This is a genomic window from Variovorax dokdonensis (genome assembly GCF_030316895.1).
Classification (GTDB): domain Bacteria; phylum Pseudomonadota; class Gammaproteobacteria; order Burkholderiales; family Burkholderiaceae_C; genus Variovorax; species Variovorax dokdonensis.
This window is the reverse complement of the sequence record NZ_JASZYV010000003.1, coordinates 586179-610120: the sequence shown is the minus strand read 5'-3', so window position 1 is coordinate 610120 and position 23942 is coordinate 586179. Positions and strand designations below refer to the sequence as shown.

Here is a 23942-nt window from a genome sequence, read left to right as displayed (position 1 = left end):
ATGCGACTGCGGCGTCAACTGCGGACCGTCGCCCGCCTGCACATGCAATCGCAGCCCGGCTTGCTCGCCTTGGGTGCGGCTCTGTCTGCATTGACCGTGCTCATGGGCATGGCCTTGCTCGGTGTGGCGGGGTGGTTCATCACCGCCACGGCTCTGGCCGGGCTTCAGGCGGCCAGCGCCTTGGCCTTCGATGTGTTCGCGCCTTCGGCGGCCATTCGCTTGCTGGCAGTCGGACGCACGGCTTCCCGCTACGGCGAACGGCTGGTCACGCACGATGCGACGCTGGCGGTCAGCGCCGCATTGCGCGAGCGCCTGTTCCTGGGCCTGGCGACGCCGCTGTCTGCGCGCCGCCTGCTGGCGAGACCGGCGCGGGCGCTTCATCGGCTGACGGGAGATGTCGACGCGCTCGAGTCGCTGTACCTGCGGGGCGTCGTTCCCGGGCTCGCGGCTTTGGGCGCTGCGATGCTGATGGGCATCGTTGCCGGATTCTTCGACGCGTGGCTTGGCGCATGCCTGGCGGTGGCGCTTCTCGTTGGTGGCTGGGGCATTGCGGTGGCCACCGGCATGAAGGCCATGCGGCCGTCGATGGCCCGCGGATTGCGGTTGGAACGGCTTCGCTCAAGCACCGTGGACCTCGTCGCAGGACAGGCCGAGTTGCTGATGGCGGGGCGCTTGCAGTCGCAGTGCGATCGGCTTGTGCGCGTCGATCAGCGGATGGGCCTCAGCGAGGGTGCGCTGCATCGTCTGGAGACGCGTGCCGGCCTCGCCTATGGCGCGCTCGGCAGCCTGCTGCTTGCGGGCGTGTTGCTGGCTGCCGCGTGGCTTGCGGAGTCGAAGGCCATCGAAGCGCCGATGGCGGCGCTGCTGTTGCTGCTCGCACTGGGCGCGGTGGAGCCTTTTGCCGCCATGCGGCGCGGCGCCGTCGAACTGGGGCGTTCCCTGCTGGCCGTGCGCCGCATTGCACCGAGCTTGGAAGACGGACAGTACGACGGCCACGCGGCGACTGTGCCAATGCCTGCGCCGGCCACCGGCTCTGCGGTGGTGCTGCAGGGGCTGTCCATCTCCTATCCGGGCAGTGGACTGCCGGCCATTCGTGCCGTGGATCTGCAAGTGCATGTCGGCGAACGCGTGGCCTTGATCGGTGCCAGCGGCTCGGGAAAGTCCACCCTGCTCAATGCCATCGCCGGAGAGCTGAAGCCCAGCCTCGGCTCGGCCCAGGCGTTGCCCGCGAGCTGGCTCACTCAGCGCACCGAGCTGTTCAGCGACTCGCTTCGCGACAACCTTCTTCTGGCCGCGCCCGCGTCCGACGACGCACGGTTGTGGTCAGCGCTCGAATCGGCCGGCCTGGCCGGGCAAGTCTGCGCAATGGCAGACGGCCTCGATACGCCATTGGGCGAAGGTGGACTGGGCCTGTCGGGAGGCCAGTCGCGGCGCCTTGCCCTGGCGCGCCTGCTGCTGCGCGACTCCCCCCTGTGGCTACTGGACGAGCCGACCGAAGGCATGGACACTCGCGCTGCGCACGACGTCCTTTCCCGGATGAAGGAGCGCTTGGGAGAACGAACCCTCGTGCTGGCAACGCACCTGCGGCGCGAGGCGGAATTGGCGGACCGGCTGCTGCGCATCGAGCACGGCCGCCTGACCGAAGAAGCGGCTCGGGGCACGCCCGCGTTCGACGCGATGCTCCGCACGCTCAGGCCGGATTGAGAAGATTCAAAGAGAAGGGAATCCACATGGACTTGGACATCGTTGCGCTGTCGCGATTGCAGTTCGCACTCACGGCGCTCTATCACTTCCTGTTCGTGCCGTTGACGCTGGGCTTGTCGATCCTGCTGGCGATCATGGAGACCGTGTATGTCATGACCGGTCGGCCCATCTGGCGCGACATGACGAAGTTCTGGGGCATTCTTTTCGGGATCAACTTCGCGATGGGCGTTGCCACGGGCGTGGTCATGGAGTTCCAGTTCGGCATGAACTGGTCCTACTACAGCCACTACGTGGGCGACATCTTCGGTGCGCCGCTGGCCATCGAGGCACTGATGGCCTTCTTCCTCGAGGCCACCTTCGTCGGCCTGTTCTTCTTCGGCTGGGAGCGCATGTCGAAGGTGGGCCACCTGGTCGCCACCTGGGCGGTGGCGCTGGGCTCGAACTTCTCGGCGCTCTGGATCCTCATTGCCAACGGCTGGATGCAGAACCCGGTCGGTTCGGCCTTCAATCCGCAGACCATGCGCATGGAGGTGGACAACTTCTTCGAGGTGCTGACCAACCCCGTGGCGCAAGCCAAGTTCGTGCACACCGTCTCGGCCGGCTACACAGTGGCGGCGCTGTTCGTGCTGGGCGTGTCGGCCTGGTACCTGCTCAAGGGGCGGCATATCGAGTTGGCCAAGCGTTCGATGACGGTGGCGGCTTCTTTCGGCCTGGCTGCGTCGCTGTCCGTCGTGGTTCTGGGCGACGAAAGCGGCTACCTGTCGACCGAGCACCAGAAGATGAAGCTCGCCGCCATTGAAGCCATGTGGGAGACGGAGCCCGCGCCCGCGGCGTTCACCGCCTTCGGCTTTCCCGATCAGGAGGCGCGCGAGACGCACTTCGCCGTGCACATCCCCTGGGTGATGGGCCTCATCGGCACGCGATCGCTGACCACCGAGATCCCCGGCATCATCGAATTGCAGAAGAAGGCCGAGCAGCGCATTGCCAGCGGCATCAATGCCTACGACGCGCTGCAGAAGATCCGCGCGGCCGGCAGCACAGCCAACATCCCCCAGGACGCGAAGCTCACCTTCCAGGCCCACGGCGGCAACCTGGGCTATGCGCTCCTGCTCAAGCGCTATGTGGACGACCCGCGCAAGGCCACGCCAGAGCAGATCACCAAGGCCGCGTGGGACACCGTGCCGCCCGTCGCGCCGCTCTACTGGTCCTTCCGCGTCATGGTCGGACTTGGCATCTTCTTCATTCTGCTGACCGGCACCTTCTTCGTGCTGTCCGCCCGGCGCAGCCTGGACAAGCACCGCTGGCTGCTGCATGTGGCGGTGTGGAGCATTCCCCTGCCATTCCTGGCCGCCGAATGCGGCTGGATCGTTGCCGAGCTGGGGCGCCAGCCCTGGGTGATCGAAGGGGTGCTGCCCACCGCGGTGGCCGTGTCCAACCTGGGCGCCAGTACCGTGCTGCTGACACTGGTGATCTACACCTTGCTCTACACGGTACTGCTCATCATCGAATGGAAGCTTCTGCTCAAGGCCATCCGCAAGGGGCCGGAGCTCAGGGCCGAGACGATCGCCGACGCACGCCGGCGCGGAAACTGGACACCGCCGGTCTCTCCGGCCGGTGCCGAATGAGGAGGGCACGACATGATCTTGCATGAACTGATTTCCTACGACGTCCTGCGCGTCATCTGGTGGCTGCTGATGGGCGTGGTGCTGGTCGGCTTTGCCGTGACGGACGGCTTCGACCTGGGCGCCGGCATGCTCTTGCCGTTCGTCGGCAAGACGGACCTGGAGCGACGGGTGGTGATCAACGCCTTCGGTCCGGTCTGGGAAGGCAACCAGGTCTGGCTGCTGCTCGGCGGAGGCGCGATCTTCGCCGCCTGGCCGCATTTGTACGCCGTGTCGTTCTCGGGGTTCTATCTGGCGATGTTCATCATCCTGTTCGCGCTGATCCTGCGACCGGTGGCCATCAAGTTCCGGAGCAAGAACGAGGACGCCGCATGGCGCACACGCTGGGACTGGATCCTGTTCTTCTGCGGCATCGTGCCCGCACTGATCTGCGGCGTGGCGATGGGCAACGTGCTGCAGGGTGTGCCGTTCAAGCTCGAAGACGACATGCAGATCCACTACCTGGGCAGCTTCTTCGGCCTGCTCAATCCCTACGCCTTGCTGTGCGGGCTGGTGTCCGTGGCGATGATCGCGATGCATGGCGCCGCCTGGCTGCAACTCAAGACGGATGGTGAGGTGGCGGCGCGTGCGCGCCGCATCGGCAGCATGGCGGCGCTGTTGACCGTCGTGTTGTTCCTGCTGGGCGGGGTGCTGCTGTTCATGTTCATCGGCGGCTTCCAGATCACCAGCGACATCTCGACCACTGGCCCTTCCAACCCGCTGGCCAAGACGGTCGAGCCGGTGGCTGGTGCATGGTTCGCCAACTACGCGGCGCAGCCCATGCTCTACGTGGTGCCGGTGCTGGGCCTGGCCGGCGCTGCACTTGCCTGGGTGCTGATGCTGGCAAGCAGGCCATTGCTGGCGCTGATCATGAGCGGCGTGGGGATCGCCGGCATCATCCTCAGCGTGGGGGTGTCGATGTTCCCCATCATCCTGCCCTCGACGGTCGATCCGCGAATGAGCATGACGGTGTGGGATTCTTCGTCCAGCCACACCACGCTGTTCATCATGCTCGTGTGCGTGCTGATCTTCCTGCCGTTGATCCTGGCTTACACCAGCTGGGTCTATTCGATCATGCGCGGCAAGGTGAGTGCCGACGACATCGCCGAAGGGCGCGACCACGCCTACTGAAACCCAAGGGAGCCTTCACATGTGGTACTTCGCCTGGATTCTCGGCCTGCCCCTGGCGGCCGCCTTTGCTGTGCTCAACGCGATGTGGTTCGAACTGATGGAAGACGAGGCCTTGCGGCACGACAAACTGGACGCGCCCAAGCGGCCCCACTAGCTAGTCTTCGGTCCGCTGCGCGGGCCAGGGCGTGGGCTTGGGGATTTGCGCCGCAGGCTCGACGTCGATGCTCTTGAAGTCTGCCGGCGACACGATCTCCAGGTACTCCATGTCCGGTGAATAGTCGAACAGGTAGTGCCGGATACCCGGTCGCTGGTGAACCACATCGCCCGCTTCGACCAGCGTTTCCTTGTCCTCGTACATGAAGCGGGCCCAGCCCTTCATCATGATCACGATCTGAAAGTCCGCCTCATGGCGGTGCCAACCCGTGCCCTCCTCTGGGGGCAGGTTGGCCTTGACCAGGTGGGCGATGACCTTGCCATTCGTAGCCTGGGCAATGCCCAGATCGCGGTAGAGGAAGAAATCGCGCAGTCCGCCGCCGACGAATTTCGTGTCACCGGGCTTGACATGCGAAAACTGGGTCTGGGTCTTGTCCAACATGGGGCGCTCCTGGATCTACCTTTGGGATGGTGCGCCGCAGCATGCATAAAGCGTTCCGCCCGCCGACGGTGCACCCACGGAGACGGGAGCTCGGCGTCAAGCGGGGATCGTGTGCGAAATTTCTGAGACGAAAGCAGAACGTTCGTACTTAGGTGTGCATTTTTACCTGTCCCGGGTGCAGAAAAGTAATCACAATGCGTTACACACCGACTCGATCACTAAGTCCGACATGCGCAGCTTGTTTCAGTCCCGCCACCGTGAGCCCGCAGCCGCCAAACCCGTGCAGGCCGCCCGCCCGATGCCGCAGGCCGCGGCCATCTCGCATCCGATGACGCGGGCCGAACTCGACGACGGCGTGACGGTCAGCGAATTGTCGGAACTGGAAGCGCGGGCCCTGTGCGCACGCGAAGGCATCACATTCTTCTGGCCGATGCGCGAGCCGGCAATGGCCCGCTAGGCTGGGCGCTACGCCGGGCGATAGACCAGTCGGATCACATCCTCGTCCACCCGATCGGAGCTCACCAGTCGCAGGCGCGGCCGGGGGCCGGCGAAATAGGGTGAGCCCCTCCCCAGCACGACGGGGTGCAGGTAGATGCGGTATTCATCGATCAAACCCATCTCGGTGAGGCTGTGCGCCAAACGAGGACCAGCCACCTCGATTTCACCGTCGCGCTCGTCCTTCAAGGCGCGGATCGCACCTTCCAGATCTTCTCCCAGCAGGCTTGCGTTCGCGCCGACCGATTCCAGGGTTCGCGAGGCGACCCACTTGGGCTGCCGGCGCCAGGCCGCCGCAAAGGCGCGCTCGTCTTCATCCCATTCGGGATGCTCGTCGTCCCAGTAGCGCATCAATTCGTAGATTCCGCGACCGTAGATGCTGCCCGTTTGCTGCCGTGCTTCCTCGATGAAGTGGCGAAAGAGGGTGCGCCCGGGCGCAAAGGCCGTGTGGTCGACGTAACCGTCGAGGGACTGATTCATTCCGAAGACGAGCTTGGCCATGCGACTTCTCTTTCTGCCCAGACAAAAAAGGGCGCCCTCGGGCGCCCTTCGTACGTGTTTTCGGGGTTGCCGACCTCAGTCGGAGCGCGCCGTCAGCGCCTTGTTCAACCGCAGTGCGACCAACGTGCACACCACGCCCGACAAGAGGTAGATGCTGACGTAAGGCAAGCCGAAATGTGCGGCCAGGCCCAGTGCCACCAGCGGTGCGAAGGCGGCGCCGATCAGCCAGGCGACATCGGAGGTCAGTGCCGCGCCCATGTACCGATAGCGCAGTTCGAAATTGGCCGTCACGGCGCCGGCGGCCTGTCCGTAAGAAAGGCCCAGGAGCACGAAGCCCACCAGAAGGAAGAGGTCCTTGCCGATGTATCCGCTGGACGTGCTCAGCAGCCAGGGCATCGCCAGGCTGAAGACGCCGATGGCAATGGCCAACGAGCCGAGGGTGCTACGGCGTCCGAACCGATCGGCCAGCCATCCTGAGCCCACCACACCGGCGCCGCAGAGGAATGCCCCCACCACCTGCACGACCAGGAATCGGGTGAGCAACTCCGGGTTGTTCAGGCGGATCCAGGACAGCGGGAAAACCGTGATCAGGTGAAACAGTGCGTAACTCGCCAATGCTGCGAAGGCGCCGATCAGGATGTTGTGGCCTTGCGTGCCTGCCAGTTCCGACACCGGGACGGGGGCCAGCTCGCGCTCTTCGAGCATGTGGCGGTACTCGTCGGTGGCCACCAGCCGCAGACGGGCGAAAAGCGCCACCACGTTGATCGCAAACGCGACGAAGAAGGCATAGCGCCATCCGAAGGACAGGAAGTCTTCCTGCGGCAGACTCGAATAGAGATAGGCGAAAAGCGAACTGGCCAGCACGAAGCCGAGCGGTGCGCCCAGTTGGCCGATCATGGCGTACCAGCCGCGCTTGCCGGCAGGTGCGTTGAGCGCGAGCAGCGAAGGCAGGCCGTCCCACGAACCGCCAAGTGCCAGCCCCTGGCCGGTGCGAAGTAGCGAGAGGACGATCACCGCGCCGAAGCCCAGCGTGGCGTAGCCGGGCAGGAAGGCGATCCCCACGGTGCAGATGCCCAGGAGGAACAGGGCCACGGTGAGCTTGACTTCGCGGTTGAAGCGGGTCTGGATCTTCATTGAGATCACGGTGCCCAACGGGCGCGCGATGAAGGCAAACGAAAAGATGACGAAGGACCAGAGCGTGGCCTGCAGCGGATCCTTGAACGGGAAGAACAGGGTCGGAAAGACCAGCACGGACGCGATGCCGTAGACGAAAAAGTCGAAATACTCAGAAGCGCGGCCGATCACCACGCCCACGGCGATCTCGCCGGGCGTGACATGCGAGCGCTCCTCATGGATCTGCTGGAGTTCACGAGCCCGCTCGGCGGGGGTTTCGGAATCGGCGGTGGGCAGGTGGGTGCTCGACATCTTCTGGTGCTGTATGGAAAGAGGGACCTTGCGGAAGGTGCCTTTTTGAAACCCCGCGAGCATGTCACCATCTCGGACGTTTCGCCATAGGACAAAACGTCCACTCGCGAAAGAGGGGGAAAACGACTAGATTCCCGGGGTTTTGCGCACACTTGCACATTTTCCAGGCATGGCACACCTCCATAAACTCCGTCGGCTGCTCCTGTTGGTGCCCTTGCTCATGCTGGGTGGCTGCGGGACCGTTCTGCTCAACCCCTCCGGCGACGTCGCCATGCAGCAAGGCAGGCTGATCGTGGTCTCCACGGTCCTGATGCTGCTGATCATCGTGCCGGTGATGGCGCTGACGGTGTTCTTCGCCTGGAAATACCGTTCTTCCAATCGCGGCGCCGACTACCAGCCCGAGTGGGACCACTCCACTCAGCTCGAACTGGCGATCTGGGCCGCGCCGCTGCTGATCATCATCGCCCTGGGCGCGGTGACCTGGATCAGCACCCACACGCTCGATCCCTACCGCGACCTGCGCCGCATCGATGCCAAGCGCCCGGTTCCCGAGGGCGTCAAGCCGCTCGAGATCGAGGTCGTCGCACTCGACTGGAAGTGGCTGTTCATCTATCCCGAGCAGGGCATCGCCACGGTCAACGATGTCGCAGCGCCGGTCGATCGGCCGATCCGCTTCAAGATCACCGCTTCGACGGTCATGAACTCGTTCTACGTGCCCGCCCTGGCCGGCATGATCTACGCCATGCCAGGCATGGAGACCAAGCTGCACGCAGTGATCAACAAGCCCGGCTCGTACGAGGGCTTCTCGGCCAACTACAGCGGCGCGGGCTTCTCGCACATGCGCTTCACCTTCCACGGTACGACCGACGCCGACTTCGACAAGTGGGTCGCGCAGGCCAAGGCCGCTGGCGGCTCGCTCGACCGCGGCGGCTACCTCACGCTCGAAAAGCCGAGCGAGCGCGAGCCGGTGCGCCGCTGGGCCACCGTCGCTCCGGACCTGTACCACGCCATCCTCAATCGCTGCGTCGAGGCCGGCAAGATGTGCATGCACCAGATGATGGCCATCGATGCGCAAGGCGGCATGGGCCTGCCCAGCGTCTACGACATCGAGAAGCGCGCGCTCGATCCCAAGAACCCGAATTCGCCGGTGCGCACCTTCGTTGCCGGCCTTTGCCGCGTCGACGGCACGATCGACGTGGCTGGCGCCCCGGCTGCCCAGGCTGAGACTTTCCGAGAATAGAGATGTCAGAACACCTTGACCTTGCCCGGCTCTTCCTGGGCCGCCTGAGCTGGGAGGCGATCCCCTTCCACGAGCCCATCCTTCTTGTGACCTTCGCGGCCGTGTGCCTGGGCGGCATCGCGCTGCTGGGCTTCATCACCTACATGCGGTGGTGGTCGCCGTTGTGGAACAACTGGATCACCAGCATCGACCACAAGAAGATCGGCATCATGTACATCGTGCTGGGCATCGTGATGCTGCTGCGCGGTTTCGCCGATGCGCTGATGATGCGCGGCCAGCAGGCCATCGCCTTCGGCGACAACATGGGCTACCTGCCTCCGCACCACTACGACCAGGTCTTCACCGCCCACGGCGTGATCATGATCTTCTTCGTGGCGATGCCGCTGGTGACCGGGTTCATGAACTACGTGGTGCCGCTGCAGATCGGTGCGCGCGACGTGGCGTTCCCGTTCCTGAACAACTTCAGCTTCTGGATGACCACGTTCGGCGCCGTGCTGGTCATGGCTTCCCTGTTCGTGGGCGAGTTTGCCAAGACGGGCTGGCTGGCCTATCCGCCGCTGTCGGGCATCCTGCACAGTCCTGATGTCGGGGTCGACTACTACATCTGGTCGTTGCAGATCGCCGGGGTCGGGACATTGCTTTCGGGCGTGAACCTGATCGCCACCATCGTGAAGATGCGCGCACCGGGCATGACGATGATGAAGATGCCCGTCTTCACCTGGACCGCGCTGTGCACCAACGTGTTGATCGTCGCCGCCTTCCCGGTGCTCACCGCCGTGCTCGCGCTGCTCTCGCTCGACCGCTACGTCGGCACCAACTTCTTCACCAACGACCTTGGCGGCAACGCCATGATGTACGTGAACCTGATCTGGATCTGGGGCCACCCCGAGGTGTACATCCTGGTCCTGCCGGTGTTCGGCATCTTCTCGGAAGTGGTGTCCACCTTCTGCGGCAAGCGGCTGTTCGGCTACACCTCGATGGTGTACGCCACGGTGGTGATCACGATCCTGTCGTACGTGGTGTGGCTGCACCACTTCTTCACCATGGGCTCGGGCGCCAGCGTGAACAGCTTCTTCGGGATCACCACGATGATCATCTCGATCCCGACGGGCGCGAAGATCTTCAACTGGCTGTTCACCATGTACAAGGGCCGCATCCGCTTCGAGCTGCCCATGATGTGGACCGTGGCCTTCATGCTGACCTTCGTGATCGGCGGCATGACGGGTGTTCTGCTGGCCGTGCCGCCGGCCGACTTCGTGCTGCACAACAGCCTGTTCCTGATCGCCCACTTCCACAATGTGATCATCGGCGGCGTGCTGTTCGGCTTGCTGGCCGGCATCAACTTCTGGTTCCCGAAGGCTTTCGGCTACAAGCTCGACAAGTTCTGGGGCACGCTGTCCTTCTGGTTCTGGGTGGTCGGCTTCTACCTGGCCTTCATGCCGCTCTACGTGCTCGGCCTGATGGGCGTCACGCGCCGCGTCAGCCACTTCGAGGATGGCTCGCTGCAACCCTGGTTCATCGCCGCTGCCCTGGGCGCATTGCTGATCGCCGCCGGCATCGGCTGCTTCCTGATCCAGCTGGTGGTGAGCTACATGCGCCGCGAACAGTTGCGCGATACCACGGGCGACCCGTGGGATGGCCGCACGCTGGAATGGTCGACTTCGTCGCCGCCGCCGGACTACAACTTCGCGTTCACGCCCATCGTGCATGACCGTGACGCCTGGTACGACATGAAGCGTCGCCACTATGCGCGGCCCACTGGCGGGTTCATTCCGATCCACATGCCGAAGAACACGGCGGCCGGCTTCGTCATCGCCGCGCTGTCGGCCCTGTGTGCCTTCGGCCTGATCTGGCAGGCCTGGGGCGTGGTGGTGGTCGGCTTCGCGGCCACCATCATCGCCACCCTGATCCATACCTTCAACTACAAGCGCGACTTCCACATTCCTGCGAATGAAGTGACGCGCACCGAAGAAGCGCGCACCCGTGCGCTGGCGGCTGCCCATGTCTGATCTCACGCTCAATCCCGCTGCCGCAGGCGCGGCGCCGACTGCCGAAGGCGGCTCGGCCAACCACTTCTACCTGACGCGCGAGCATCATCCGGAGAACGGCACGCTGCTGGGCTTCTGGCTCTACCTGATGAGCGACTGCCTCATCTTCGCCGTGCTGTTCGCCTGCTACGGTGTGCTGGGGCGCAGCTACGCGGCTGGCCCCTCGGGCGCCGAGCTGTTCGACCTGTCGCTGGTGGCTTTCAACACGGCGCTGCTGCTGTTCTCGTCCATCACCTATGGCTTCGCGATGCTGGAAATGCAGCGCCGCCGCCAGGGCGCGGTGCTGTTCTGGCTGGCGATCACCGGCCTGTTCGGCCTGGGGTTCCTGGGCGTCGAAATCTACGAATTCGCCCACCTGATCCACGAAGGCGCGGGTCCGCAGCGCAGCGCCTTCCTCTCGTCGTTCTTCACGCTGGTGGGTACGCACGGCTTGCACGTCACGTTCGGCATTGTCTGGCTCGTCACCCTGATGGTGCAGGTGAGCAAGCATGGCCTCATCCCGGCCAACCGCCGCCGCCTGATGTGCCTGTCGATGTTCTGGCACTTTCTGGACGTGGTCTGGATCGGCGTCTTCACCTTCGTCTACCTGATGGGTTCGCTGCCTTGATGTCGGCGGCGCACTCCGGAGCAATTCAATGACCACGCACGTCAACGACCCCCACGCACACGGCCACGACCATCATGGCCATGACGACGAGCACGACGAAAGTGGCCCGCACGCCACCTTCGGCGGCTACATGACGGGCTTCTTCCTGTCGGTGATCCTCACGGCGATCCCGTTCGCGCTCGTCATGGGCAAGGTTTTCGAGAAGCCCAGCACCACGATCATGGTGATCCTGGCTTTTGGCCTGGTGCAGATCATCGTGCACATGGTCTATTTCCTGCACATGGACGCCAAGGCCGAGGGCGGCTGGAACCTGTTGGCGCTCATCTTCACGGTGGTGCTGGTGGCCATCACGCTGACGGGCTCGCTGTGGGTCATGTTCCACCTCAACGAGAACATGATGCCGCACTCGATGACGCCAGCGGAAGCGCGCGTCTCGCCTTGACCGACGGGGCGGCACCCGGCACGTCGCGCCCCGCGGGCGCAGAGCCGCAGGCTGCCGCGCCGCGCACCGGCTGGCTGTTGGCGCTCGGCGCACTGCTGCTGCTGGCCTTCGTCGCATTCTGCGCATTGGGCGTCTGGCAGCTCGAGCGGCGGGCCTGGAAGCTCGATCTCATCGCCCGGGTCGACGCGCGAGTGCACGCCGCACCGGTCCCCGCGCCCGCCAAGGCCGCCTGGCCGCAGGTGAATGCGGCCAACGACGAATACCGCCGCGTGTCTCTGCGCGGCCGCTTTCTTCATGACCGCGAATCGCTGGTGCAGGCGCTTTCCGATCGCGGCGCCGGCTTCTGGGTGCTGACACCTCTCGTACAGGCCGACGGCACGGTGGTGCTGGTCAATCGCGGATTCGTCACGCCTGCGCTGCGCGAGCGCGCGGCCCGGGCGGCAGACGAACCCAAGGGTGATGTCGACATCGTCGGCCTGCTGCGCCTGAGCGAACCTGGCGGTGGCTTCCTGCGGCGCAATGACCCCGCGGCCAACCGTTGGTATTCGCGCGACGTTGCCGCCATCGCGGCCGCGCGTTCGCTGCAGTCTGTCGGGCCTGTGGCGCCTTATTTCGTCGACGCCGGTGCGCAGGCCGGCGCGACACCCGATCAGCCCGAAGGCGGGTTGACGGTCATCCAGTTCCGCAACACGCACATGAGCTACGCCCTGACGTGGTTCGCGATGGCGCTCGGAACGGCCTTTGCCGCCTGGTGGCTGTTCCTGGGCGATCGGCGCAAGGCACGCCGCGGCGAAGCCTGATCCCGGCGGCGCCGGCACGGCTCGGGGCACCTCGGCTGCGGCCGTCCGACTCAAGGCAGACTCGGGGGATGGACAGCACAGCGAAAACCGGCGGCGATCCCGCCGCGCCAAAGACCAACCCGAACGCTGCCGCCATGCCGCATGCGCCCACCGGCGCCGTGCAGGGCGGCCGGCTGCAGGTGGCCGCTGGCATGCGCAACATGCAGCAGTTGATCCAATTGCGCTGGATCGCGGTGTTCGGCCAGGTGGTGACGATCCTGGTGGCGTACTACCTGCTTCGCGTGCCCTTGCCACTGCACCAGATGCTGGTGGTGCTCGCCTGCCTGGCGGCGTTCAATGCGGCCAGCCAGCTGCGTTGGCGCGCCCATCATGCCGTCACCAACGCCGAGTTGTTCATCGCCTTGCTGGTCGACGTCGGCATGCTGACGGGGCAGCTGTACCTGAGCGGCGGCGCCACCAATCCATTCGTCTTCGTCTACCTGTTGCAGGTCATTCTGGCCGCCGTGCTGCTCGATTCCTGGTCCACCTGGACCATCGCCGGCGTCACCAGCGTCTGTTTCGCGTTGCTGGCCCTCTTTGCGCCGCCGTTGCGACTGCCGCTTGCAGCGGGGCAGGGGCTGACCGGACCTTACGTGCTGGGGCTGCTGGTGTGTTTCGCCCTGCTGGCATCGCTCGTGGTCGTGTTCATCACGCGCATCGAGCGCAACCTGCGCAGGCGCGACGCCCGGCTGGCCGAGCTGCGCCAGCGCGATGCCGAGGAGGAACACATCGTCCGCATGGGGCTGCTGGCCACTGGCGCCGCGCACGAGCTGGGCACGCCGCTGGCCACGATGTCGGTGATCCTGGGCGATTGGCAGCACATGCCGCTGGTCAAGCGCAATGCCGACATTCGTGCCGAAGTGACGGAGATGCAGGCGCAGGTGCACCGCTGCAAGGCGATCGTCAGTGGCATCCTGCTGTCGGCCGGGGAGGCGAGGGGGGAGTCTTCCGAGCGCACCAGCGTCGTCAAATTCCTGGACCAGGTGGTGGGGCAATGGCAGAGCACGCGGCCGGTCACCAGCATGATCTACGAGAATCGATTCGGGCAGGACCTGCCCATCGTTTCGGACGCTGCCATCAAGCAGATGATCCACAACGTTCTGGACAATGCCCTGGAAGCATCGCCCGACTGGCTGATGTTCGAAGTCACCCGGCATGGCCATGACCTGGTGCTCACCTGTACCGACGCCGGCCCGGGCTTCGAGCCGCGCATCCTGGCGCAGTTCGGCAAGCCCTACCAGTCCACCAAGGGGCGTCCCGGGGGCGGGCTGGGGCTGTTCCTGGTGGTGAATGTGGCGCGCACCCTGGGAGGCAGCGTGCAGGCGCGCAACAAGACCGAGGGTGGCGCGCTGCTGACGATCAACCTGCCGCTGGCCGCCCTGGTGCTGAGCGACGACGAAGACGAGAGTCTCGAAGATGACGACGACGAATGAAGACACGCCCGCGCCAGATCAGCGCCACCTGCTCATCGTGGAAGACGACGCGGCGTTCGCACGCACGCTCAAGCGTTCCTTCGAGCGGCGAGGCTACAGCGTCGATCTGGCGGCCACGATCGACGAGATGCGCATGCATCTCGAGCACCGCACGCCGGGATTCGCGGTGGTGGATCTCAAGCTCAATGGCGAGGCATCGGGCCTGGCCTGCGTGCAGGCGCTGCACGCGCATGACGAAGACATGCTGATCGTCGTCCTGACGGGCTTCGCCAGCATTGCCACCGCGGTGGAGGCGATCAAGCTGGGCGCCTGTCACTACCTGGCCAAGCCATCGAACACGGACGACATCGAGGCGGCCTTCGGGCGCGCCGAGGGCACCACCGAGGTCGGCCTGACGAACCGCCCGACCTCGATCAAGACGCTGGAATGGGAGCGCATTCACGAAATGCTGGCCGAGACGGGCTTCAACATCTCGGAGACCGCGCGGCGCCTGGGCATGCACCGGCGCACTCTGGCGCGAAAGCTCGAAAAGCAGCGGGTCAAATAAGGCGCGCGGGCCCTAGCTGCGCTTTTTCATCATCAGCTCGGCCGCAAGGTCGACCGGGTTGTTCATCAGCCGCGCGACGGCATAGCTGCCCAGCACCTGGCCGTCGATGCTGACGCGAACTTCGGGGAAGTAGCCGACCAGCGAATCGCCCGCGTCGCCGAGGCAGCCGGCCAGCGAATCGGTGGAGTCTTCGGTGAAGGAGGTGGGCGCAGCGCCCGCGTGCACGCTGTACGTGAAGAAGTCCGGCGCAATTCGGCGGATGTCGAGGTGCGGCTGCATTTTGTATGTCCTGTAACAGGCGGTACCGTACGTCCGTGCCGACGAAGCGTCCATACGCCATTTGGCAGACGTGATAATCGCGGCCATGAGCGGCAACACACTCGGTACTCTTTTCACGGTGACGAACTTCGGCGAGTCGCATGGGCCGGCCATCGGATGCGTCATCGACGGCTGCCCGCCGGGCATGGCCTTGTCCGAGGCCGACATCCAGCCCGACCTGGATCGCCGTCGCCCAGGCACCAGCCGCCACGTCACGCAGCGCAACGAAGCCGACGAGGTGCAGATCCTCAGCGGTGTGTACGAAGGCCGCACCACCGGCACCCCCATCGCCCTGCTGATCCGCAACACCGACCAGCGCAGCAAGGACTACGGCGAGATCGCCCGGCAGTTCCGCCCGGGCCATGCGGACTACACATATTGGATGAAGTACGGCATCCGCGATCCGCGCGGTGGCGGTCGCTCGTCGGCCCGGCTCACGGCGCCCATGGTGGCGGCCGGCGCGGTCGCCAAGAAATGGCTGGGCGAACAGTACGGCACGCGCTTTCGTGGCTGCATGACGCAGATCGGCGAGATGCCCATTGCCTTCGAAAGCTGGGACCACGTGCCCGACAACCCCTTCTTCGCCCCGGTGGCCGATGTCTCGGCGCTCGAGGCGTACATGGACGCGCTGCGCAAATCCGGCGATTCGTGCGGTGCGCGCCTTCGCGTCACGGCGCAGAACGTGCCCGTGGGCCTGGGCGAGCCGCTGTTCGACAAGCTCGATGCCGACATCGCCTACGTGATGATGGGCATCAATGCGGTCAAGGGCGTGGAGATCGGCGCCGGCTTCGCCAGCGTGGCGCAGCGCGGCAGCACGCACGGCGATTCGATGACGCCGGCGGGCTTTGCCAGCAACAACGCCGGCGGCGTGCTGGGCGGCATCAGCACCGGGCAGGACCTGGAAGTGGGCATTGCGATCAAGCCCACCAGCTCCATCATCACGCCGCGCCAGTCCATCGACGTGGCGGGCAATCCCGTCGAAGTGGTCACCAAGGGCCGCCACGACCCTTGCGTGGGCATCCGTGCCACGCCCATCGCCGAGGCCATGCTCGCGCTGGTCGTGATGGACCACGCATTGCGGCACCGCGCCCAGTGCGGTGACAAGGCGGCCTTGGCGCGTGCAGCGTCGCCGGAGTCGTCGTTCCTGTGATCACACACGGCTTGGTGTGAGTTCCGCCGGGCCACGCCCGCTGCTGGCCTTCGCCGCGCTGTCGGCGAGCTACTTCGCACACATCGGCTTTTTCAATCCTTACCTGCCGCTCTGGCTGAAGGAACTGGGCCTGCCGATCTTCACCATCAGCTTGCTGACTTCGGTGCAGTCGGTCACGCGGGTGTTCGCGCCTTATGCCTGGGGCGCGCTGAGCGACCACACCGGCGAGCGGGTGCGCCTGCTGCGCATCAGCGCGGCGGTGGCATGCTGCGCGGCGCTGGGCCTTTGGTGGTCGGACGGCGGCGCATGGTGGCTGGCCGCGGTGCTGCTGCTGATGTTCACGCACACCAGTTCGATGATGTCGCTCACCGAGGCGGCCATGGCGCATCTGGTGGCCGGCGACTGGGGCCGCTATGGGCGCATACGGCTGTGGGGCTCGGCGGGCTTCCTGCTCACCGTGTTCGTGGCCGGTGCCTGGTTCGACCGCTTCGGCATGGGCGACTTTCCCGCCTGGACCGTCATCACGCTGCTGCTGGTGCTGTGGGCCACGCTCCGGTTGCCCGACACGCGCGAGCCGGCCACAACGCGGGAGCGGGTGCGCGAGCCCGTCTGGCCAGTGCTTCGCAAACCGGAGGTGCGCTGGTTCTTCGCCGCGCTTTTCTTCCACGTGAGCGCGCATTTCGCGATCTACGGATTCCTCTCGCTCTACCTCGACTCGCTGGGCTACGACAAGGCGATGATCGGCTTTCTCTGGGGCCTGTCGGTCGCCGCCGAGATCGTGTGGTTCTTCGCCCAGGGCCGCTGGATGGCACGCCTGCCGATGCCGCGATGGCTTTGGCTGTGCGGCCTGGCGGCCGTGGCCCGGATGGGCCTCACGGCGGGCCTGGGCGGTTGGCTGGCTGCGCTGGTGCTCGCCCAACTGTTGCACGGGCTGAGCTTCGCGGCGCACCACACGACCTGCGTGGCGCTGGTCTCGCAACATTTCCCCGGCGGGCTGCGGGGTCGGGGGCAGGCCCTCTTCACCGTCATCGGCTACGGATTCGGTGGCGTGTTCGGCATCCTGGCCGGCGGCGCGGTGGCGCAGCAGGTCGGCTACGTGCCGATGTACGTCGCGGCCACCTGCCTGTCGCTGGCCGGCACGCTGTGCGCCTGGAGCGTGGTGAGGCGGCACCGCCTGCTGAACCAGTCGCCCGGGCCGATGCAGGCTTCCTAGGCGCTTGGCAGCAGTTCGAGCACGGTTTCACCCGGGCGGCACAGGCGGGTGCCCTTCGGCGACACAACGATCGGCCGGTTCATCAGGATGGGATGCTGCGCCATCGCGTCGATCAAGGCGTCGTCGGTCAATGCCGGGTCGTGCAGGCCCAGCGTGTCGAACATGGCCTCCTTGCTGCGCAGCAGCTCGCGGGCGGGCAGGCCCATCTGCGCCAGAAGCTTGCGGAGCGTGTCCGCATCCGGCGGGTTGTCGAGGTATTGGACGATCGCCGGCTCGATGCCGTGTTCGCGCAGCAGCGACAGTGCCTTGCGCGAGTTGCTGCAGGATGGGTTGTGATAGATGGTGTAGTCGCTCATCCGCCCATTGTGCGCGGGCGATGTGGTGTGCCGTCTGACGGACATCGCCGCAACGGCCTGTCACGTACCGGTCACCGCCTTGCAACATCATGGGCATGACGCCACTGGACGATTGAGGCCATGATCCCGAACCTTCCCAATGAACATGCCGACGCGCTGGAGCAGATCTCGCGCGACCTGATCGACAGCTATGACGAGGAACTCGAACTGGAGTTCGAGGACCGCGAGTTCGATGCCGATGGCCAGCTGATCGGTCACGACGACAAGGCCGCGCGCCGCGCCTACTTTCAGGAACTGTTCCGTCTGCAGGGCGAATTGGTCAAGCTGCAGGACTGGGTGCAGAACACCGGCGAGCGGGTCGTGATCCTGTTCGAGGGGCGGGATGCGGCCGGCAAGGGCGGCGTCATCAAGCGCATCACCCAGCGGCTGAATCCGCGCGTGGCGCGCGTGGCCGCACTGCCCGCGCCGAACGACCGCGAACGGACCCAGTGGTACTTCCAGCGCTATGTCGCCCATCTGCCTGCGGCCGGCGAGATGGTGCTGTTCGATCGCAGCTGGTACAACCGCGCCGGCGTTGAACGTGTCATGGGCTTTTGCACGAACGAGCAGTACGAAGAGTTCTTTCGCAGCGTGCCCGAGTTCGAGCGCATGCTGGTGCGCTCGGGCATCCGGCTCATCAAGTACTGGTTCTCGATCACCGATGACGAGCAGCACAACCGCTTCCTGGCGCGCATCCACGATCCGCTCAAGCAATGGAAGCTCAGCCCGATGGACCTGGAAAGCCGCAGGCGCTGGGAGGAATACACCCGCGCCAAGGAAATCATGCTCGACCGGACGCACATTCCCGAGGCCCCGTGGTGGGTGGTGCAGGCCGTCGACAAGAAGAAGGCGCGCCTGAATTGCATCCATCACCTGCTCGGCCAGATGCCCTATGCCGAAGTCGAGCATCCGCCCATCGCGCTGCCGCAGCGGGAGCGCCACCCCGACTACCTGCGCCAGCCGGTGCCGCAGTCGATGATGGTGCCCGAGGTCTACTAGTAGGCGCCGGGCGGCGGCGTGGTTCCCAGCCGCTTGTAGCGCGCGGCTGCAAGCAGATGCCCCATCGGCGCCTTGATGGCATCGAGAAGGGGCGAGCGCCCGGGGTAGGTCGGCTCCGTGCCCATGCCGCGAAGCAGGCGGTTGAACTGGTGGACCCGCGCCGTCCGGCGAGTTACGGAGGTGTAGAAGTTCACCCCGAGCGATATCGAGATGCCGTCGCTCGGTCGGACCCACGAGGTATCGGTGCGTGTCATGTGCGGCGACGTGCTCGGGAAGTAGACCCCATCGCCCGGGCCCACGTCGAAGGCGCGGCCACGCGCAATAAACGCCTCGCGGAACGGCTCCTGGCCGCCGCCGGCGATGAAGTCCTCGACCGTTCGCGCGGGGATCACCTCGCGGTCTTCGCTGTCCCAGACGTACATCGTCTTGCGGCCTTTGAGCTGCAGCCAGAAGTTGTTCTCGCGGTCGATGTGGAACGGCGTCACGGAGGGCGGCGCGGAGATGAAGACGAAGCCGGTGACCAGGAAGATGCCTGGCTGTTCCGGCTCGATCACCGGCCGCAAGTCGTCGACGATTCGCTGCAGTGCTTCTGCATATCGGGCGTCGGTCTGCACGTTGTAGAGGGCCAGCCAGGAACCGGGCTCCTCCATCCGCCGAAAGGTTTCCTCGATCGACAGGCCCAGTGGATGAACGTGATCGTGCGAGAAGGGCGAACCTGGCGTTGGACATCGGTACCCCTCGCTCGATGTGCTCTTTAGTGTGTACAAACGTAGCACATCGAGGGTGAACCGAGAATCCGCAGTAGGGTGGAGGCGGCCTATGCCGATGGCCAGGCGCCTGGCCATTTCCGATGCCGCCTGCTCTGGTCATGTTCTTGCATGACGCAATGCTCTGACGCGCCCTTGGCGTGCAACTCAAACCACCAGAAAGCACCATGGTTCGTCGAATCGGTCGCTCCGGCGCCAATGCCGCCTCCATCCTGGCCAAGGTCTACGAGCGAAACCTCAAGGCCATGACGCGTGCGACCTTGGCCGGCGGCAAGCGCCTGGCAGGGCAGGTGCGCCGTGCCACCGAGCAGTTGCACGCACCGCCACCAGGCCCTGGCGATTGGCTCACCGGGGTGGCGCTCGGGCCTGCGGGTGCTCGGACCTATCACCTGTATCGGCCGCCAGGGCTCAAGTTTCTCGGCGAGAAGCTTCCGCTGGTGATGATGTTGCACGGCTGCGGCCAGACCGGCCGCGCCCTGGCCATCAGCACGCGCATGAACCGGCTCGCTGCGCGCGAGCGCTTCCTGGTGCTCTATCCGGAGCAGGACCGCATGGCCAATGCCCACGGTTGCTGGAACTGGTTCGAACGCCGCTCGGGCAAGGCCGAGGCCGAACTCGCCACGCTGATGGCCGCGCTCGATCAGGTGCAGATGCTCTACCCGGTGGATCGCGACCGCGTCGCCCTGGCGGGGCTGTCGGCCGGCGCCAGCATGGCGGTGCTGATGGCCACGCGGCATCCGCTGCGTTTTCATGCGGTGGCGGCGCATTCGGGTGTAGCGCCCGGCGCGGCAGGCTCGGCGGGCGGTGCCATCGGCGCGATGCGCGGCCGCAACCTGCCTGCGGTGCTGCCCACGGCAGTGGGCAAGGCCATCGGCGCCGCGGCCCACTTCACCCTGCTGCCGCCGCTGCTGGTGCTGCATGGCGATGCGGACCATGTGGTGGCACACGCCAATGCGGGCAATCTCGCCAGCGTGTGGGCCACCGCGACCGGCGCGCGGCCGCTGGCGCCGCGTGCCCTGCAAAGGGGCCAGCGACGTCCTGCGCTCGTCACCGAATTCCGGCGCGACAAGCGGACCATGGTGCGCCTGGTCGATGTCGAAGGTCTGGGGCACGCCTGGAGCGGCGGTTTGGGCAGCCAGGCCTTCAGCGACCCGCGCGGCCCCGACGCCACGCGGATGATCTGGGCCTTCGCCCAGCGCGCTTTCCGCGAGCGCCACGGCGCCTAGCTGCGCCGCCGGGCGTCGATGCGCCCATGCACCAAGCCTGTACGCCAGGGGGCGTATTTGCAGCTCGGGCGCTGCTGCGCAGACTCCTTCCCATCGCATCGTTTGTTCACAACCACGGAGAAGGACTCATGCAACAACGTCGTTTCACCCTCAAGGCGCTCACCGCCGCGGTCGCGCTCGCGTCCGTGGGCATCAGCGCCCATGCCGCCGACACCATCAAGGTCGGCATCCTGCATTCGCTGTCGGGCACGATGGCCATCTCGGAAACGGCGCTCAAGGACATGGCGCTGATGACCATCGAGGAGATCAACGCCAAGGGTGGCGTGATGGGCAAGAAGCTCGAGCCGGTGGTGGTCGACCCCGCCTCGAACTGGCCGCTGTTCGCAGAGAAGACCAAGCAGCTGCTCGGCCAGGACAAGGTGGCGGTGATCTTCGGCTGCTGGACCAGCGTGTCGCGCAAGTCGGTGCTGCCGGTGGTCGAAGAGATGAACGGCCTGCTGTTCTACCCCGTGCAGTACGAGGGCGAGGAGCTTTCCAAGAACGTGTTCTACACCGGTGCCGCGCCCAACCAGCAGGCCATTCCCGCCGTGGAATACCTGATGAGCAAGGAAGGCGGCGGCGCCAAGCGCTTCGTGCTGCTGGGCACCGACTACGTGTACCCGCGCACCACCAACAAGATCCTGCGCGCCTTCCTCAAGAGCAAGGGCGTGAAGGATTCGGACATCGACGAGAAGTACACCCCATTCGGCCACAGCGACTACCAGACCATCGTGGCCGACATCAAGAAGTTCAGCCAGGGTGGCAAGACGGCGGTGATCTCGACGATCAACGGCGACTCCAACGTGCCCTTCTACAAGGAACTGGGCAATGCGGGCCTGAAGGCCAAGGACGTGCCGGTCGTCGCCTTCTCGGTGGGTGAGGAAGAACTGCGCGGCGTGGATACCAAGCCGCTGGTGGGCCACCTTGCTGCATGGAACTACTTCATGTCCATCAAGAACCCGACCAACGCTGCCTGGATCAAGCAGTGGAGCGACTACGCCAAGGCCAAGAAGTTGCCCGGCCAGGCCGACAAGCCGCTCACCAACGATCCGATGGAAGCCACCTACATCGGCATGCACATGTGGAAGCAGGCGGTCGAGAAGGCCAAGAGCACGGACACCGACAAGGTCATCGCCGCCATGGCCGGCCAGACCTTCAAGGCCCCCGATGGTTTCACCGTGAAGATGGACGAGAAGAACCACCACCTGCACAAGCCGGTGTTCATCGGTGAAGTGAAGGCCGACGGCCAGTTCAGCGTCGTGTGGAAGACCCCGGCGCCGGTCAGGGCACAACCGTGGAGCCCGTTCATCGAAGGCAACGACAAGAAGAAGGACGAGCCGGACGGCAAGACGAAGATGTAGGACCCCCCAGGCTGGCCTGCTTCGCAGGTCCGCCTTGACCTCAAGGGGTGCCGCCTGCGGCCCCGGCGAAGCCGGTTCCGCGGCGGCCCCGAACGAGGTTTCGCTGCGCTCACCTGGGGGTGTGGCTTCGGGGTGTTTTGGGGGAGCTGGGGCTCCCCTTGTTTTTAGGTTGATGGCTCATTGGTGTTTTGTGCCAGGTTCTTGGAAGGGTTGACGATGTTGCTGGGGCGACTTTGGCGGGTGATGGGGGTGGCGGTGCTCTGGGCCTTGGTGGGCCAAGCGCAGGCGCTCACGTCGCAGCAGGCGCTGGCCATCGCCAGTGGGGATTCCGAATCGCGCGTGCAGGCGCTGAACCAGGCGGTGCTGGACGCCGACGCAAAAACGCAGGCCTTCATCCAGGCACTGGCCGACGACTCGGTGAAGTTCACCGAGGACAAGGTCTTCATCATCAAGGACGACAAGGGCTATGACCCGGTGACGGGCGCCGAGGTGACGGTGCCCGAGACGGCGGAAGACGTCGTCAACAACAACTACATGCGCAGCGCGCTCGACGCGGCCCAGGCCGCGCTGCGCCTGACCAGTCCGGACGAGAAGGTGCGCGCCGAAGCGGCGGATGCCTTGTTCAAGGATCCGGACGAATCGCGCCTGGCGCTGGTCGAGAAGGCGCTGGCCGCCGAGAAGAGCGACGCCGTGAAGGCCAAGCTCGAGATGGCGCGCGCCGCATCGCTCATCAGCAGCCAGGACAAGTCGCGCCGGCTGCAGGCGGCCAAGCTGCTGGCAGAAAGCAAGAGCCCCGACACCAAGCTGCTGCTCAACGAGCGCCTGTCGACGGAGGATGACCCGCAGGTCAAGGCGGCGCTGAAGACCGCCATCGCCGACATCGACGCATCGCTGGTCTGGGGCGAGCGGCTGGCCGCCATCTTCAGCGGCGTCAGCCTGGGCTCGGTGCTGCTGCTGGCGGCGCTGGGGCTGGCGATCACCTACGGCCTGATGGGCGTGATCAACATGGCGCATGGGGAGCTGATGATGATCGGCGCCTATGCGACCTATGTCATGCAGGGCGTGTTCCGCAGCTACCTGCCCGAAGCCTGGTTCAGCTTCTACCTGGTGGCGGCGATCCCGGTGGCCTTCTGCGCCTCGGCACTGGTGGGCGCCATCCTGGAGCGCGGCGTCATCCGCTTCCTCTACGGCCGTCCGCTCGAGACCTTGCTGGCCACCTGGGGCATCAGCCTGGTGTTGCAGCAACTGGTGCGCAGCTTCTTCGGCGCGCAGAACGTGGGCGTGGAGAATCCTTCGTGGATGAGCGGCGGCGTGCAGTTGATGAACAACCTCACGCTTCCGTGGAACCGCATCTGCATCGTCATCTTCGCTGTGCTGGTACTGCTGGCCATGGGCTGGCTGATCGGCCGCACGCGGCTGGGCTTGTTCGTGCGCGGTGTGACGCAGAACCGGCCGATCGCGTCCTGCATGGGCGTGAACACCGCGCGCATCGACACCTATGCCTTCGCGCTGGGTTCGGGCATCGCCGGACTGGCCGGCTGCGCGCTTTCGCAGATCGGCAACGTCGGACCCGACCTGGGCCAGAGCTACATCGTCGATTCCTTCATGGTGGTCGTGATGGGCGGCGTGGGGCAGCTCGCTGGCACCGTCTACGCGGCGCTGGGGCTGGGCATTCTCAACAAGTTCATCGAGGGCTGGGCTGGCGCGGTGCTGGCCAAGATCGCGGTGCTGGTCTTCCTCATCGTCTTCATCCAGAAGCGGCCCCAGGGCATCTTTGCAGTCAAGGGCCGCAGCGCCGAAGCGTGA

General features: G+C 65.5%; 24 protein-coding genes. 18 read left to right on the top strand and 6 right to left on the bottom strand.

Going from position 1 to position 23942, the window contains the following annotated elements:
* From QTH91_RS16590 to cydX, 4 genes are read left to right on the top strand one after another with little or no spacing between them, the layout of a single operon-like run.
* Positions 1 to 1704 (top strand): amino acid ABC transporter ATP-binding/permease protein, encoded by a 1704-nt coding sequence (locus tag QTH91_RS16590; RefSeq protein ID WP_390367447.1) that lies wholly within the window; start codon positions 1 to 3, stop codon positions 1702 to 1704.
* A gap of 26 nt (positions 1705 to 1730) precedes the next feature.
* Positions 1731 to 3329, top strand: coding sequence for a cytochrome ubiquinol oxidase subunit I (locus QTH91_RS16585; protein ID WP_286661198.1), 1599 nt, complete (start codon positions 1731 to 1733; stop codon positions 3327 to 3329).
* A gap of 12 nt (positions 3330 to 3341) precedes the next feature.
* Positions 3342 to 4496 carry a cytochrome d ubiquinol oxidase subunit II gene (gene cydB / locus QTH91_RS16580; RefSeq protein ID WP_286661197.1) on the top strand — a complete coding sequence of 385 codons (1155 nt, stop codon included), beginning with the start codon at positions 3342 to 3344 and terminating at the stop codon, positions 4494 to 4496.
* A 19-nt stretch (positions 4497 to 4515) separates the two neighbouring features.
* Positions 4516 to 4650: a cytochrome bd-I oxidase subunit CydX gene (gene cydX / locus QTH91_RS16575; RefSeq protein WP_286661196.1), complete on the top strand. Its 135-nt coding sequence runs from the start codon at positions 4516 to 4518 to the stop codon at positions 4648 to 4650.
* On the opposite strand, the gene QTH91_RS16570 is transcribed toward cydX, so the two are convergent.
* Positions 4651 to 5091 (bottom strand): cupin domain-containing protein, encoded by a 441-nt coding sequence (locus tag QTH91_RS16570; protein WP_286661195.1) that lies wholly within the window; start codon positions 5089 to 5091, stop codon positions 4651 to 4653.
* 109 nt (positions 5092 to 5200) lie between these two features.
* Between QTH91_RS16570 and QTH91_RS16565 the strand changes: the two genes are divergently transcribed.
* Entirely contained in the window at positions 5201 to 5548 is a 348-nt protein-coding gene (locus tag QTH91_RS16565; protein WP_286661194.1) for a hypothetical protein, read from the top strand.
* An 8-nt stretch (positions 5549 to 5556) separates the two neighbouring features.
* Here the strand turns inward: QTH91_RS16565 and QTH91_RS16560 are convergent, their stop codons facing one another.
* Positions 5557 to 6087, bottom strand: a complete 531-nt coding sequence (locus tag QTH91_RS16560; protein ID WP_286661193.1) for a dihydrofolate reductase family protein — start codon at positions 6085 to 6087, stop codon at positions 5557 to 5559.
* A 75-nt stretch (positions 6088 to 6162) separates the two neighbouring features.
* Positions 6163 to 7512 (bottom strand): MFS transporter, encoded by a 1350-nt coding sequence (locus QTH91_RS16555; RefSeq protein ID WP_286661192.1) that lies wholly within the window; start codon positions 7510 to 7512, stop codon positions 6163 to 6165.
* Positions 7513 to 7681: 169 nt separating this feature from the next.
* Between QTH91_RS16555 and cyoA the strand changes: the two genes are divergently transcribed.
* The 7 genes from cyoA (at position 7682) to QTH91_RS16520 (ending at position 14668) form a co-directional block, all read left to right on the top strand.
* Positions 7682 to 8752: a ubiquinol oxidase subunit II gene (cyoA, locus tag QTH91_RS16550; protein ID WP_286661191.1), complete on the top strand. Its 1071-nt coding sequence runs from the start codon at positions 7682 to 7684 to the stop codon at positions 8750 to 8752.
* 2 nt (positions 8753 to 8754) lie between these two features.
* Positions 8755 to 10761, top strand: coding sequence for a cytochrome o ubiquinol oxidase subunit I (cyoB, locus tag QTH91_RS16545; RefSeq protein ID WP_286661190.1), 2007 nt, complete (start codon positions 8755 to 8757; stop codon positions 10759 to 10761).
* A complete protein-coding gene (gene cyoC, locus QTH91_RS16540) occupies positions 10754 to 11407 on the top strand; it encodes a cytochrome o ubiquinol oxidase subunit III (protein WP_286661189.1) in 654 nt (217 codons plus the stop codon). The genes cyoB and cyoC overlap by 8 nt, the downstream gene beginning before the upstream one ends.
* Positions 11408 to 11435: 28 nt before the next feature.
* Entirely contained in the window at positions 11436 to 11849 is a 414-nt protein-coding gene (gene cyoD, locus QTH91_RS16535; RefSeq protein WP_286661188.1) for a cytochrome o ubiquinol oxidase subunit IV, read from the top strand.
* Positions 11846 to 12649 carry an SURF1 family protein gene (locus tag QTH91_RS16530; protein ID WP_390367288.1) on the top strand — a complete coding sequence of 268 codons (804 nt, stop codon included), beginning with the start codon at positions 11846 to 11848 and terminating at the stop codon, positions 12647 to 12649. Before cyoD ends, QTH91_RS16530 begins: the two co-directional genes overlap by 4 nt.
* A gap of 134 nt (positions 12650 to 12783) precedes the next feature.
* Entirely contained in the window at positions 12784 to 14121 is a 1338-nt protein-coding gene (locus tag QTH91_RS16525) for an ATP-binding protein (RefSeq protein ID WP_286661604.1), read from the top strand.
* On the top strand, positions 14105 to 14668 hold the full coding sequence (locus QTH91_RS16520) for a response regulator transcription factor (protein ID WP_286661187.1): 564 nt from the start codon (positions 14105 to 14107) through the stop codon (positions 14666 to 14668). Before QTH91_RS16525 ends, QTH91_RS16520 begins: the two co-directional genes overlap by 17 nt.
* A 12-nt stretch (positions 14669 to 14680) precedes the next feature.
* On the opposite strand, the gene QTH91_RS16515 is transcribed toward QTH91_RS16520, so the two are convergent.
* Positions 14681 to 14947 (bottom strand): hypothetical protein, encoded by a 267-nt coding sequence (locus QTH91_RS16515; RefSeq protein ID WP_286661186.1) that lies wholly within the window; start codon positions 14945 to 14947, stop codon positions 14681 to 14683.
* An 85-nt stretch (positions 14948 to 15032) separates the two neighbouring features.
* On the opposite strand from QTH91_RS16515, the gene aroC reads away from it, so the two are divergent.
* Both aroC and QTH91_RS16505 read left to right on the top strand, forming a co-directional pair.
* A complete protein-coding gene (aroC, locus tag QTH91_RS16510) occupies positions 15033 to 16136 on the top strand; it encodes a chorismate synthase (protein WP_286661185.1) in 1104 nt (367 codons plus the stop codon).
* Positions 16137 to 16152: 16 nt separating this feature from the next.
* Positions 16153 to 17349, top strand: coding sequence for an MFS transporter (locus QTH91_RS16505; RefSeq protein ID WP_286661184.1), 1197 nt, complete (start codon positions 16153 to 16155; stop codon positions 17347 to 17349).
* On the opposite strand, the gene arsC is transcribed toward QTH91_RS16505, so the two are convergent.
* Positions 17346 to 17705: an arsenate reductase (glutaredoxin) gene (arsC, locus tag QTH91_RS16500; RefSeq protein WP_286661183.1), complete on the bottom strand. Its 360-nt coding sequence runs from the start codon at positions 17703 to 17705 to the stop codon at positions 17346 to 17348. The genes QTH91_RS16505 and arsC overlap by 4 nt on opposite strands.
* A 120-nt stretch (positions 17706 to 17825) precedes the next feature.
* On the opposite strand from arsC, the gene ppk2 reads away from it, so the two are divergent.
* Positions 17826 to 18743: a polyphosphate kinase 2 gene (gene ppk2, locus QTH91_RS16495; RefSeq protein WP_286661182.1), complete on the top strand. Its 918-nt coding sequence runs from the start codon at positions 17826 to 17828 to the stop codon at positions 18741 to 18743.
* Here the strand turns inward: ppk2 and QTH91_RS16490 are convergent.
* A complete protein-coding gene (locus QTH91_RS16490) occupies positions 18740 to 19393 on the bottom strand; it encodes a hypothetical protein (RefSeq protein WP_286661181.1) in 654 nt (217 codons plus the stop codon). The genes ppk2 and QTH91_RS16490 overlap by 4 nt on opposite strands.
* Positions 19394 to 19677: 284 nt before the next feature.
* On the opposite strand from QTH91_RS16490, the gene QTH91_RS16485 reads away from it, so the two are divergent.
* The 3 genes from QTH91_RS16485 (at position 19678) to urtB (ending at position 23942) form a co-directional block, all read left to right on the top strand.
* The gene (locus QTH91_RS16485) at positions 19678 to 20736 is read left to right on the top strand and encodes an extracellular catalytic domain type 1 short-chain-length polyhydroxyalkanoate depolymerase (protein WP_286661180.1); all 1059 of its coding nucleotides are present in this window, start codon (positions 19678 to 19680) and stop codon (positions 20734 to 20736) included.
* Between the two features lie 128 nt (positions 20737 to 20864).
* Complete coding sequence (gene urtA / locus QTH91_RS16480) at positions 20865 to 22136, top strand: urea ABC transporter substrate-binding protein (RefSeq protein ID WP_286661179.1); 1272 nt, start codon at positions 20865 to 20867, stop codon at positions 22134 to 22136.
* Between the two features lie 243 nt (positions 22137 to 22379).
* On the top strand, positions 22380 to 23942 hold the full coding sequence (gene urtB / locus QTH91_RS16475; protein ID WP_286661603.1) for an urea ABC transporter permease subunit UrtB: 1563 nt from the start codon (positions 22380 to 22382) through the stop codon (positions 23940 to 23942).

Excerpts from the sequence above, each read along its gene's own strand:
- QTH91_RS16590 (WP_390367447.1), top strand. The coding sequence starts at position 1 with ATGCGACTGCGGCGTCAACTGCGGACCGTCGCCCGCCTGCACATGCAA.
- QTH91_RS16585 (WP_286661198.1), top strand. The coding sequence starts at position 1,731 with ATGGACTTGGACATCGTTGCGCTGTCGCGATTGCAGTTCGCACTCACG.
- cydB (WP_286661197.1), top strand. The coding sequence starts at position 3,342 with ATGATCTTGCATGAACTGATTTCCTACGACGTCCTGCGCGTCATCTGG.
- cydX (WP_286661196.1), top strand. The coding sequence starts at position 4,516 with ATGTGGTACTTCGCCTGGATTCTCGGCCTGCCCCTGGCGGCCGCCTTT.
- QTH91_RS16570 (WP_286661195.1), bottom strand. The coding sequence starts at position 5,091 with ATGTTGGACAAGACCCAGACCCAGTTTTCGCATGTCAAGCCCGGTGAC.
- QTH91_RS16560 (WP_286661193.1), bottom strand. The coding sequence starts at position 6,087 with ATGGCCAAGCTCGTCTTCGGAATGAATCAGTCCCTCGACGGTTACGTC.
- QTH91_RS16555 (WP_286661192.1), bottom strand. The coding sequence starts at position 7,512 with ATGTCGAGCACCCACCTGCCCACCGCCGATTCCGAAACCCCCGCCGAG.
- cyoA (WP_286661191.1), top strand. The coding sequence starts at position 7,682 with ATGGCACACCTCCATAAACTCCGTCGGCTGCTCCTGTTGGTGCCCTTG.
- cyoB (WP_286661190.1), top strand. The coding sequence starts at position 8,755 with ATGTCAGAACACCTTGACCTTGCCCGGCTCTTCCTGGGCCGCCTGAGC.
- cyoC (WP_286661189.1), top strand. The coding sequence starts at position 10,754 with ATGTCTGATCTCACGCTCAATCCCGCTGCCGCAGGCGCGGCGCCGACT.
- cyoD (WP_286661188.1), top strand. The coding sequence starts at position 11,436 with ATGACCACGCACGTCAACGACCCCCACGCACACGGCCACGACCATCAT.
- QTH91_RS16525 (WP_286661604.1), top strand. The coding sequence starts at position 12,784 with ATGCCGCATGCGCCCACCGGCGCCGTGCAGGGCGGCCGGCTGCAGGTG.
- QTH91_RS16520 (WP_286661187.1), top strand. The coding sequence starts at position 14,105 with ATGACGACGACGAATGAAGACACGCCCGCGCCAGATCAGCGCCACCTG.
- QTH91_RS16515 (WP_286661186.1), bottom strand. The coding sequence starts at position 14,947 with ATGCAGCCGCACCTCGACATCCGCCGAATTGCGCCGGACTTCTTCACG.
- aroC (WP_286661185.1), top strand. The coding sequence starts at position 15,033 with ATGAGCGGCAACACACTCGGTACTCTTTTCACGGTGACGAACTTCGGC.
- arsC (WP_286661183.1), bottom strand. The coding sequence starts at position 17,705 with ATGAGCGACTACACCATCTATCACAACCCATCCTGCAGCAACTCGCGC.
- ppk2 (WP_286661182.1), top strand. The coding sequence starts at position 17,826 with ATGATCCCGAACCTTCCCAATGAACATGCCGACGCGCTGGAGCAGATC.
- QTH91_RS16490 (WP_286661181.1), bottom strand. The coding sequence starts at position 19,393 with ATGGAGGAGCCCGGTTCCTGGCTGGCCCTCTACAACGTGCAGACCGAC.
- QTH91_RS16485 (WP_286661180.1), top strand. The coding sequence starts at position 19,678 with ATGGTTCGTCGAATCGGTCGCTCCGGCGCCAATGCCGCCTCCATCCTG.
- urtA (WP_286661179.1), top strand. The coding sequence starts at position 20,865 with ATGCAACAACGTCGTTTCACCCTCAAGGCGCTCACCGCCGCGGTCGCG.
- urtB (WP_286661603.1), top strand. The coding sequence starts at position 22,380 with ATGGGGGTGGCGGTGCTCTGGGCCTTGGTGGGCCAAGCGCAGGCGCTC.